Genomic DNA, 12126 nt, shown 5'->3' with positions numbered 1-12126 from the left:
AATTATGCTTCAGTGATACGGAGCTTTTTTCTCAGTTTTTTTATGGATTTAACTACCGGATTAACTTGATACAATATTTCATTGTCTTTAACATCGATAAAGATATGTTGTGGCAATTTTTGTTCTGCCAAACCGAGCAAAACTTGTGTGGCTAAAGCAGGCAATACGGATGAATTGAGGATGTTATCGGCATTACGTGCACCACTATCAACCTCAGTACAACGGCTGAGCAGTAATTCAATCAGATTTTCACTATAGTTAACTTTGGTGGTGTATTGTTGTTCTAGACGTGCAGTAATTTTGCCCAGTTTATGTTTGATAATGCTGAGCAGTAATTCATCATGTAAAGGGAAATAAGGCACAACACGCATACGACCTAAAAATGCCGGTTTAAACTGTTGATATAAACTTGGCTTTAAGTGCTCTATTAATTGTTCTGCTGTTGGCCATTCCTCAACTGCTGAGTTCAAGCAGGCTTGCATAATGACACTGGAACCGACATTAGAGGTCAGCAGAATGATGGTATTTTTAAAATCAATTAAACGCCCTTCGCTATCTTCAATCATGCCCTTGTCAAAGACCTGGTAAAATAATTCCTGGACATCGCTATGGGCCTTTTCAATTTCATCCAACAAGACCACACTATAGGGATTACGGCGTACCGCTTCAGTTAAAATACCCCCTTGACCATATCCAACATAGCCGGGAGGAGCTCCTTTTAGTGTAGAAACCGTATGGGCTTCCTGGTATTCAGACATGTTGATGCTAATCAGATGAGATTCACCACCATATAACTCATGAGCAAGTGCTAAAGCTGTTTCTGTTTTACCTACACCACTTGGACCCACCAATAAAAATACGCCTTGGGGTTTATGTGGATCTTCTAGTTTTGCTTTAGAGGTTTTAATGCCCTGAACTAGCTGATTTAAGGCATTCTCCTGTCCCATAACTCGTATTGACAGCTTATCTTTTAAAGCCAAAATCTGTTTAATTTCATCATTGGCCATCTTTCCTACAGGAATCCCGGTCCAGTCAGAAATGATTTCATGAATCATCTGCGCATTTACGCGTTCAAAAACCAGCGGAGTGGTGCCCTGAAGCTGAGCAAGAGCTTCACGACATTGAGCAATATCTGGATTTGACTGACCTATAGCATGTTGTTCCAGTTCTTTAATCCTGTTGACCAGTTGTAGCTCTTTTTGCCACTGAGCTTGTGTATCACTGATTTTCTTGGCTAACTCAGCAATTTTACCTTTTAGCGCCATGATGCGTTCATGGTGAATAGGCATATTTTGTTGTTCTTTTTCTAGAATATCCTGTTCCAGATTCAGGTTATGCCATTGTGCCTGTAGCTGGTCCAACTTCACCGGTTGTGCATTTTGCGTTAAAGCTACTCGGGCTGCTGCCGTATCCAATACACTGATGGCTTTATCTGGAAGCTGACGCCCACTGATATATCGATGAGAGCTATGGACTGCTGCAACAATCGCTTCATCTTCAATGTTTACATTAAAATGATGAGTCATGACAGGAATCATGGCGCGCAGCATATCAATAGCCACTGCTTCTGTTGGTTCTTCTACTTTCACCACTTGAAAGCGGCGACTCAGAGCCGCATCTTTTTCGAAAAACTTTTTATATTCAGCCCAAGTCGTCGCTGCAATGGTGCGTAATTCACCACGTGCAAGTACTGGTTTAAGCAGATTGGCTGCATCGTTTTGTCCTGCCTGGCCACCCGCACCAATTAAGCTATGTGCTTCATCAATAAATAAGATAATAGGGTGACTAGAACTTTTAACTTCCTGAATGACCTGTTTTAGACGATTTTCAAATTCACCTTTGACACTGGCACCTGCCTGTAAAAGCCCCATATCAAGCATATGTAAATGAACATTTTTTAAAGCTTCGGGAACCTGATTGTTGGCAATTTTAACAGCCAGGCCTTCCACTATAGCCGTTTTGCCCACCCCTGAATCACCCGTTAAAATAGGGTTGTTTTGACGACGGCGCATTAAAATATCCAGCATCAGGCGAATTTCGAGTTCCCGACCAACCACTGGATCAATTTCTCCCTTTTGAGCTTTTTCGGTTAAATCAATGGTGTACCGATCTAAAGCAGGTGTTTGCAATATCTGTTTGGATAATTGTGGGGTTGGTATCGTATCTGGGTGGGCTGCATTCTGTTCGTATGGTTGCTCGATACTTTGTGTACATTCATTTAAAAAGTTATGCTTCATATGGTCTATTGGTAACAATTCAAATAGGTTAGAAGCTCGGATCGCTATTTGATAAAGATCTGGCGCAGTTAATAATGCGACCAGAAGATGACTGGTTCGAATCAAAGGTTTTTGTTCTGCTGAGGCCAATAACCAGGCTTGTTCTAATAGACGTACGATTGATTTTGCAAAAATAGGAGTCCGTGTATTGCCTTTAGGCAATTGCGCCATACTTTTCTTTAAATCATCCATTAACTCAAGAGGTGATATTTTGTAATTTTCTAATAGCAATTGGACATCATTATTTTCTTGATTGTGTAGAATTTCTAAAAATATGTGTTCAATTTCTATTTCGTAATTGCGTTGGGCTATACAGGTGTTGGCTGATTTCTCCAGTACCAGACGGGCACAAGAAGATAATTTTGTAATCAGAATTTTTAAATTATTCATAACATACTCAATATCATTAAAAGAACATCAGTTTTTATTCTGTTTATTTACTGAATGATTCTAGTTTTATTTCTAGTTTGATTTTTTTTAAATTTATTTAAAACAATGAATTACATTTATTTTTTATAAAAATAATCTGCACATGATACACATTTTTTCTAAAAATCAAAAAAATATATGATGATTTTTTGTATCTTTTACATAAAAAAACAATAAAAAGTGTGGTTTTTACTTAATTAACTGTTGACTTAAGCTAGTTGTTTTTTGTTAAATCTGCGCATTGATTAAGAATCATAATAATAAATTAAAGATTATAAAAATCATTTAATGTTCTTAAACTAATAATTAAATTTAAAGCTATAAAATTAGAGGCATCTTTTGAATAAATATAAATTTTTTTATCCTTAGTGATGGGACTATCTATCATTCCTTTAACCTCCGCGAGCGAAAAATCTATTGAACTCAAAAGAGGTTGCATTAAGAACTATCCTTTGGTTCGTGATGAAATCGATCCAGAATTATTAAATATCTATCGTCAGATATGTGATAGAAAAAATAAGAAAAATGAATAGCCACCAAAATTCTAGACACATATAACCATCTTTTGATGGGCCTTTTCATAATCTAATGGAGAACGCTGACCATTGGAACCATGTCTGCGTTTTGAATTGTAGAACATCTCAATATATTCAAAAATATCCGATCTGGCTTCAGTTCTTGATGCATAGATTTTCTTCTTAATTCGTTCCCGCTTTAATAGCTGAAAGAAGCTTTCTGCAACAGCATTGTCATGGCAATTCCCTCTACGACTCATACTACTTTCAAGATTATGATGCTTGAGAAATGTCTGCCATTCATGGCTGGTGTATTGGCTGCCTTGGTCAGAATGGATTAGGACTTTGTTCTTTGGGTTTCTTCGCCATAAAGCCATCAATAATGCATCTAAAACCAGGTCTGTCGTGATTCTGGATTTCATCGACCAGCCAACAACAAGACGTGAAAACAGGTCAATCACAACTGCGAGATATAGCCACCCTTCATGAGTACGGATATAGGTAATATCTGTCACCCATATTTGGTTGGGATAAGTTGGATTAAATTGGCGGTCTAAAGTGTTTGCGGCAACGATAGCTGGATTACCAGCGTGAGCTCTAGGTTTACGATAGCCACGCTGTGATTTGAGACCATTCGCCTTCATGAGCCGATGTACTCGATTAATCCCGCAACTTTCACCAACATCTTTTAAATCACAGTGAATCTTGCGATAGCCGTAGATACCACCAGATTCCAGCCAGAACTGTTTAATCAATCCTGAAAGCTGTTGCCGTTTCCTCGCAGTTTTACTGGTGGGTTGCTTTAACCATGCGTAATAACCACTGTGATGAACATCCAGAGCTGAACATAAACGACGGACAGGCCATATGTGCTGATTGTCCTGAATAAAGGCGTACCTCATTTGGACTGGCTTGCGAAGTACACCGCGGCCTTTTTTAATATGTCTCTTTCTTCAGTGACCCTTTGCAGCTCTTTTTTTAACTTTGCCAATTCTGCACTTGGATCAGTAGATTCTGTTGTCTTGGGTTGCTGTGGATCATAACGTTTAATCCAGGCATATAAACTATGTGTGGTGGTTCCTAAACGTGCAGCAACTTCGGTCACACTATGACCTTTCTCAGTGACTTGTTTTACTGCTTCAATTTTGAATTCTTCAGGATATCGTTTACTGCTCATAAGCACCTCGTTAATTAGCCATTTTATCTAACTAAAAGGTGTCTACAAAATCGGTGGCTATTCAAAATATTGAATTGAAAAATGATTTATCTATTCAAGCTGCTCAAAGATTTCAGGCCATCGGGAAAAATCTGAAAGCATTGCAATGGGTCGAGGAGTTGCGTAAACAGAATGTTCAGCGCAGAGAGCTGACCGATGTTGCTTTTCTTGCAGGGATAGGGATTAGCGAGAATAATTTACAGTATATGCGTAATAATGAAATGCGTTATCTGAATGCAGAAAATACTTATCCTGCAGCAAAAAAATTGTCTGATCATATTCAAATTTCCTTACCTGAACCTGATACCTCTAATGCTAAAGTCGTTACTGCAAGCACGGCCAGACTAAAACAACGGCTGAAAAGCAGTACTTTATCAAATCGTACCGTTGGAAAAGCCAACTCTGTAAGCCATCCCCAAAGTGTCAATTTACAGAGCAGAGCAATTAAAACATCTGCACGAGATACGACAGCGGCAAAAAAACCGCAAAGTAACAATTCTATAACTTCGGGTTCAAGCCCATTTGCTTCATTTAATAAGAACTAAAATAGGACAGTCTTCATGGCTAAACGTGAAAGTGTACAAAAGAAATTACAACGTATCCGTCCACCACGTGTACAGCTCACTTATGATGTAGAAGTCGGAAATGGTAAGGAAATAAAAGAGCTGCCTTTTGTGATTGGGGTATTAGGTGATTTTTCGGCTGCCTCGGAATTAGAAAAAACCAAATTAAAGGATAAAAAATTTATCAATGTTGATTTGGATAATATTGATGAGGTCATACAATCACTGGCACCTCGTGCAGCTTTTCAAGTTGAGAACACCTTAACCGAAGAAGGAGGTTATATATCAGTAGATTTAACTTTTAATTCAATGGCAGATTTCCGTCCAGAGAATGTCGTACAACAAGTCGATCCATTACATCAATTGGTTGAGGCACGAGAACGCCTAACTGATTTGCGTAACAAAATTTCAAATAATGAACGTCTTGAAGATTTGTTGGATGAAATTCTGCAAAATACAGATCAAGTTCGCAAATTAAGCGTAGAGGCAGAACATGAATAATTTTCATACTGCCACTGCAACAGCTACAGATATTCAAGAATTTACTTTGCTGGATTCGATTGTTGAGCAAAGTCGCATCGCACGTAATGAGGAAGAACATCATCGGGCCAAAAGCCTGATAGCTGAATTGGCTAAAGAAGTGATGGCTGGAACCATAACGGTTTCCGAAAATATGACCTTGTCTATTGATAAGCGAATTGCAGAAATCGATGCCTTAATTTCCAGTCAGTTAAGCAAAATTATGCATCATGAACAATTTCAGAAAATTGAATCAACCTGGCGTGGCTTATACTATTTCTGTCAGGAAACACCATCGCATTCTTTAATTAAAATTCGTATGCTCAATACCAGCAAAAAAGAACTGATTAAAGACTTTCAGGGAGCAACTGATTTTGATCAGAGTATGCTGTTTAAAAAAATCTATGAAGAAGAATATGGTTCGTTTGGCGGTGCACCCTATGCCACATTAGTGGGTGATTTTGAATTTGATCGTACTCCATCTGATATGTATTTGCTGGAGCAGATTTCCCATGTCGCTGCAGCAGCACATGCACCCTTTGTCTCAGCAGCAAGTGCGAATATATTAGGCCTAGTGTCATTTACCGATATTGATCGCCCACGTGATGTTTCTAAAATTTTTGAAACTGCTGAATATGTTCAGTGGCGTTCATTCCGCGAAAGTGATGATGCCCGTTATGTGGCATTGACCATGCCGCGAGTATTAGGACGTCTGCCATATCACCCCAAAGATGGAACTGTTACACAAGGCTTTAACTTTATAGAAGAAGTGACTGGTCAAAACCATGCTGAATATTTATGGATGAACGCAGCTTATGCATTTGCGACACGCTTAACCAATGCTTTTGATATGCATGGTTGGTGCGCAGCCATTCGTGGCGTGGAAGGTGGTGGTCTGGTTGATGGTTTGCCAGTGCATACGTTCAAGACTAATGATGGTGAAGTAGTATTCAAATGTCCCACTGAGATTGCTATTACTGACCGTCGTGAAAAAGAACTCAGTGATTTAGGATTTATCCCTTTAGTACATTGCAAAAATACCGACTATGCTGTTTTTTTTGGTGCGCAATCGACTCAAAAACCGAAAAAATATGAGAGTGATAGTGCAAATGCCAATTCCGCTTTATCGAGTCAGATTCAATACATTATGGCCGTTTCACGTATTGCGCATTATTTAAAGGCTATGATGCGCGACAAAGTGGGTAGTTTTGCATCTGCTGGTAATGTTGAAGCATTTTTAAATGAATGGCTATCGCAATACGTTTTGTTGGATGATGGTGCATCGCAAGAGGCAAAAGCACAGTATCCGCTTCGCGAAGCTTCAGTAAAAGTTGTAGAGAACCCAGCTCAACCTGGACACTACAAGTCTGTGGTCTTTTTACGACCACATTTTCAATTGGATGAGTTGTCAGTTTCTTTGCGACTTGTTACTGAGTTACCTCAGTCCTCTAACTAATCAGAGCGCAATTTTATAATAATTTAAAAATAAAACAGGAAAATTAAAAAATGAAAGATATATACGTACAATTTCGAGGTAAATATAAAGTTGATGGTGAATCTCGTGACTCCGAGCACAAAGACTGGCTGGAAGTAAATTCTTGGGCACACAATATTCGTCAACCCAAATCAGCGACATCTTCAAGTGTAGGGGGCCATACTGCCGAAAGGGTTGAACATTCAGATATGCTATTTATGAAAGATTTAGATGCAACCAGTCCAAAATTTTGGGAAGCATGTTCAGCTGGATATACTTTTGACGAAGTTCAAATCGATTTTTATCGTGCCAATGGTGATAAACGGATTAAATATCTTCAAATCAAATTAAAGCATGTGCTTGTTTCAAGCGTTACCCCAAACGTCAATGAAGAAGGGGTTCCGACTGAATCTTTTTGTTTGAAATATGCTGCAGTAGAGTGGACTTATAATCAGCAGGATATTAACGGTACACAAAAAGGTGCGGTGACCAAAAAATGGTCTCTTTCTAATAATACAGCTTCTTACGCTGCATAATGTACTAACCCAAATAGTGGCCAACTACCGTTGGTCGCTATAAATGATTTTTAATTTATAATTAAATAATAAGAACATGAATTTAGACCAATTATATCCCTACGGCTTTAAAACCACTTTATTCGACCGACTATTAGCTGAAACTGAAAAGAATGACCATGGGATTTCGCTTCAAAAATTACGAGAATCTGTAGCCTTGGATCTAGAGGATTTACTGAATAGCCGCATGTCACTATTGGATGGCGTAATTGATGACTTTCCTTTAGCAAAACAGTCCGTTCTGCAATTTGGGATTATTGACTTTGTGGGGCTATCAACAGCCAATCTCATAGACCGGGATAAAATTTGTCAATCTATCGAGCAATCGATTGCTGCGCATGAACCGAGATTAAAACAGGTTAAGGTCACCATGTTATTTGATGGTCATAACATGGGAGGATTATCTTTAAGTATTCAAGCTTATTTAAACATTCAGCCTTTATTTGAGCCGGTCATTCTGGATGTTTTATTGAAGCCCACAACACAACAATATGTTATTTCAGCAAGATCTTAAGTAGGTTTGCCGTGATTGAAGAACTCTTACCTTATTATGAAAAGCAATTACAAGAATTTGGACAACAATCGCGTGAATTTGCACAGAAATATCCGAAAATTGCTCAACGTCTATCGCTCAATCAAGAACAAATTGACGATCCACATATTGAACGTCTGGTTCAGGCTTTTTCACTCATAGCTGCACGTATTGATAAAAAACTAGCAGACAGTTATGAGGTTTTTACCCGTTCATTATTTGAAGTCATGTTTCCTCAATATCTTAAGTTATTTCCAGCATGTTCAGTGGTCAGTTTTGAAGATATAAATAAGATAAAACAGTTGACGGAGGTACATGAAATTCCTAAAGCGACTTCCTTAAAGTCACGTGGTTTTAAAGGCGTACAGTGTGAATTTAGCACGACCCAGCCTGTACGATTATTACCGATCGCTTTAAAAAGTCTGAATTTTAAAACCCATCCTCGTACACATATGTATTTAAATCAGAATGCGACGCTTAGTTTAGGCTTTGAAATTTATCAAGGAAGTAGACAACTTTTAATTAATGAAAATTTACCGATTTACTTAGATGCGATTGCAAATTTTCCCTTGCAGGTCCTGGATAGCATATTCCATGCCAGCACAGGATTTTCATTAAGAATTGGCAATCGCGTTATTGAAATTGCTCATCCATTTGCAGTCATGGGCTTTGCTGAATCTGAAAGTTTATTACCGATTGATCAACATACCCATCATGCTTATCGTTTACTGATGGAATACTTTTGTTTTCCTGAAAAATTTAATTATCTCAATCTTAATTTAAATTTCTTGAAACATTTAACAGAAGAAGAGACAGCATTTGAAATATTGATTCATTTAAAAATTAATTTAAATGATCAGGCCTGTATCCGAAACTATACTGAGCTGAATGTTGCAAACTTTAAGCTATTTTCAACGCCTGTGGTGAACCTATTTTATAAGCAGGCTGAACCACAGAAAATCAATCATAAACAATTAGAATACCCATTGCTCACTGATACACATCATCCCGAATTTTATCAGATTTATTCAATAGTTGAGATGAACATGATTCGGGAAAAAAGTAATCAGGATCAGATAAGGGTTCCTATTCTACCATTTTTTGCCATGAGTCATTATCATCAGCATAATGAGCAATATTTTTATAGTCTGAATCATACACAATTGCAGAACAATGGGGTTGAAACCCATTATTCCATTGTTTCTAAACATTTATCACCCCAAAGTACTAAGTCTGATTTTATCAGTACACAATTGCTCTGTTGTAATCGGGATTTGCCGCATAAAGCTTTAAGTCAGACCAATAATGTTCTGAATTTAAATGAGAGCCACCTTGTACGGCGTGCGATGATGTTAAAGCGACCGTCCAAGCCATATTACTTTGAGCAAAATAAAAATGAACAATGGCGCGTTATTTCTCATTTATCCTTAAATACCTTATCTCTGATGAAAGGAGATGCCGTTAGCCATAGATTCGCAAATTTTTAAAGGCCATAGTCTATATATTTTCAGCCAACTTTTAAGTCATATTTTTAATTTAAAAGTTCAAATGAATAGTTATGTTGATCTTGTGGTCAGTGATTCAAATACTCAACAGGAGTTATACCAATGCGTGCAGAACGTTGGTGGCAAGAAACTTCTGTAATAGATGATCTCTTTACCACACCTACAGGTTATGAGTTTATTCAGGCGACACGTTTGTTGCGCCATAGGCCACATTCATATACAACGCAGTATTGGGCGAATGATTTTAAATTCCACAGTTCTTTAAATCTTAATTTTCCAGTGACTGAGATAGAATCCTTAACTTTTGAAAACAAGTATATACAGATCACTAATCTCATGATGGGAATCACCGGTATACAAGGTGCTTTGCCCTATAGTTATACCCATAAAGTTAAGCAAAGTCGTCATCAGCAAAGACAAGAAATCCTTGGTTTTCTGAGTCTATTTAATCATAAATTAACAACACAATATGTCGATGCGAGTTTGGCCTATTATTTACCCATACGGTATGAAATTGAAAAGGAAAATGATTATCTGGATATCCTGCATGCCTTGAATGGATATGTCAGAACACAACAGGATCAGACTGAGTTAGATGATTATTTTGCTGAATTTTCAGGTTTAATGCAGGGACAAAATAATACTGCATATGCTTTAAAAACCATGCTGAACTGTATTTTCAAAACTGAATTTAAAATAAAACAGTGGGTAGAAGAAAAATTTAAATTAGAAGATGCACAACGAACAACTTTAGGGGGGAATGCCAATTTACTCGGTAGAAATACATTCTGTGGTGAGAGCATTCGACAAATTGATGGAAAAGTAGAGATTCAGATTGGCCCATTATCTAGAACGGATTATCTGAGTTTTTTACCCAAGCAACAAATGAGTGAAAAATTAAAGAAAATAATTTCAACTTGGTGTAGTCCCACAACACTGGTAGATGTGCGCTTAATATTAAAAAAAGAAGAAATACAGCCACTTTGCCTGAATACAAAATCCGAGCAGGGCTTGGCACAAAACGCTTTTTTAATGACTCAACATAGAGAAGCTAATTTGGAGACATATTATGCATTATTTGGGGAGCTTCTATGAATAAGCTGGTGCTGGGAACGTTCAGTAGTATTTTTCTATTGTTGGGTGTGATCATTATTTATTATTGGCGTGATATTCAATATGAACCTTCAAGTTTAGATTTAGTATCATATTTTCTTATATGGCCTGTAGTTTTATCTATCATTCTGCTTGCACCATATTTTATTTATCAGGCCTATCAATCATATATAAGATGTCGACAGCAGCATCACGCCTTATTAGAACATCAATCAAATAAAGCACAGACTGAGCATGAGCTAAAAGTTGAAGAGATCCAATGCTTCAATTTAAATATTTTTTCATCTTCTGTTTGCCATACATGGGGTGAAAATACAACAATAATTGATGGTCTAAAAAAGTTTAAATCGCCGGAATTAGATCCTCATTTGGAAAATAGTTATGGCTTAGCTGTTTTATCCTACAGGATTCAAATGCTCGATCATATTTTAGAGCTGGAAGAGAATGAGCAAAATGAAGAAGATAAAGTGGGGCGCTTGGCACGTATAAAAGCTTTAATTCAACAACAATTAGAACAACAGACTGAAACCTTAATGCAAGTGGCTGAGCATTTAAAGCAGTCTGCATTATTTTATGATAGCGAATTGGCATATCAATACCGGATGCATCCTGGATGGAGCAATACCGATAGTTCAAGCCGTGATGCAGACGAACAGTGCATCTCAATAAAGCCGGTACCACGTCTAAATCGACTCAATATTCATATCTTATTATCAGACAACGTGTTACATGTCTGGGATGAATATTCAAGCCGGGAAATGCTGTCTAATTTTATGCAATCCTTGGGAACGATCTCACAGCAAATACATCTGCAACATCATTATATTGCCCAGCAAAGTGCTTATGCAGACTGGCTGAATTTATTGGATCAAATATCAAAACAAAGTCAGGAATTTTCATTAATAATGAATGTGGACTCTGAAATTGACCAGACATTTTTGGATGAAAAAATGTGGGGGGTGGATGATTATTTGCCAGCAGAATTTGCATCCAGTTGGTGTGTGGCGGCTGAAGGTGTGAAGATCAATAATCTAGATGCAATCAAGACGCTTAAGGTTGCCAATAATGTAGGTAATTTATTGACTTGCCTTAATCAGGTGATGCCTGATCACGCTGATCAGGCCCAACAAGAACAACCTTTTGTACTGGTTTTAGATGATGCAACAGATATAAAAAACATTAAGAAAAATAATCAGACATTTTTACCTACTTTAATTGAACCTTACCATTTTATATATACACACCCGATTTTTGGTCATACACAACAACTCACAAAAATTTTTGGTTTTATGTTGGGTACGCATTTGTCAAAGGAGATGACCAGCATGATATACAGCACTGACCAAGCCTTAACCCATGCTTTTTTTAAATCAATGTAGAATTAAATTAATTCAAATAACAAATCATTT

At 37.5% G+C, this 12126-nt stretch carries 9 protein-coding genes and 1 pseudogene; 8 read left to right on the top strand and 2 right to left on the bottom strand.

Going from position 1 to position 12126, the window contains the following annotated elements; all coding sequences use genetic code 11:
• Positions 1-2: 2 nt before the first annotated feature.
• Together tssH and ABJ384_RS07640 are read right to left on the bottom strand one after the other, a co-directional pair.
• Positions 3-2666 (bottom strand): type VI secretion system ATPase TssH, encoded by a 2664-nt coding sequence (gene tssH / locus ABJ384_RS07645; RefSeq protein ID WP_349926506.1) that lies wholly within the window; start codon positions 2664-2666, stop codon positions 3-5.
• A gap of 583 nt (positions 2667-3249) precedes the next feature.
• A protein-coding gene (locus ABJ384_RS07640; protein WP_349926505.1) for an IS3 family transposase occupies positions 3250-4397 on the bottom strand; the annotation gives its coding sequence in 2 pieces (ribosomal slippage) (positions 3250-4151 and positions 4151-4397; 1149 coding nt in all).
• A gap of 53 nt (positions 4398-4450) precedes the next feature.
• Here ABJ384_RS07640 and ABJ384_RS07635 point away from each other — a divergent pair.
• The 8 genes and pseudogenes from ABJ384_RS07635 to ABJ384_RS07600 all read left to right on the top strand — a co-directional run bounded on the left by ABJ384_RS07635 (position 4451) and on the right by ABJ384_RS07600 (position 12096).
• The gene (locus ABJ384_RS07635) at positions 4451-4981 is read left to right on the top strand and encodes a hypothetical protein (RefSeq protein WP_349926503.1); all 531 of its coding nucleotides are present in this window, start codon (positions 4451-4453) and stop codon (positions 4979-4981) included.
• Positions 4982-4996: 15 nt separating this feature from the next.
• Positions 4997-5500 (top strand): type VI secretion system contractile sheath small subunit, encoded by a 504-nt coding sequence (gene tssB / locus ABJ384_RS07630; protein ID WP_349926502.1) that lies wholly within the window; start codon positions 4997-4999, stop codon positions 5498-5500.
• Positions 5493-6974 carry a type VI secretion system contractile sheath large subunit gene (gene tssC, locus ABJ384_RS07625; RefSeq protein ID WP_349926500.1) on the top strand — a complete coding sequence of 494 codons (1482 nt, stop codon included), beginning with the start codon at positions 5493-5495 and terminating at the stop codon, positions 6972-6974. Before tssB ends, tssC begins: the two co-directional genes overlap by 8 nt.
• A gap of 50 nt (positions 6975-7024) precedes the next feature.
• Complete coding sequence (locus ABJ384_RS07620; protein ID WP_349926498.1) at positions 7025-7528, top strand: type VI secretion system tube protein Hcp; 504 nt, start codon at positions 7025-7027, stop codon at positions 7526-7528.
• A gap of 76 nt (positions 7529-7604) precedes the next feature.
• On the top strand, positions 7605-8081 hold the full coding sequence (gene tssE, locus ABJ384_RS07615; RefSeq protein WP_349926496.1) for a type VI secretion system baseplate subunit TssE: 477 nt from the start codon (positions 7605-7607) through the stop codon (positions 8079-8081).
• Positions 8082-8092: 11 nt separating this feature from the next.
• Positions 8093-9743 (top strand): annotated as a pseudogene (gene tssF / locus ABJ384_RS07610) (type VI secretion system baseplate subunit TssF).
• On the top strand, positions 9707-10699 hold the full coding sequence (gene tssG / locus ABJ384_RS07605) for a type VI secretion system baseplate subunit TssG (RefSeq protein WP_349926494.1): 993 nt from the start codon (positions 9707-9709) through the stop codon (positions 10697-10699). Before tssF ends, tssG begins: the two are co-directional and overlap by 37 nt.
• The gene (locus ABJ384_RS07600; protein ID WP_349926492.1) at positions 10696-12096 is read left to right on the top strand and encodes a hypothetical protein; all 1401 of its coding nucleotides are present in this window, start codon (positions 10696-10698) and stop codon (positions 12094-12096) included. The genes tssG and ABJ384_RS07600 overlap by 4 nt, the downstream gene beginning before the upstream one ends.
• Positions 12097-12126: the final 30 nt, after the last annotated feature.

Source organism: Acinetobacter sp. A1-4-2, assembly GCF_040233925.1.
Taxonomy (GTDB): domain Bacteria; phylum Pseudomonadota; class Gammaproteobacteria; order Pseudomonadales; family Moraxellaceae; genus Acinetobacter.
The sequence above is the reverse complement of the archived record's forward strand: the minus strand, read 5'-3'. Positions and strand labels throughout refer to the sequence as shown.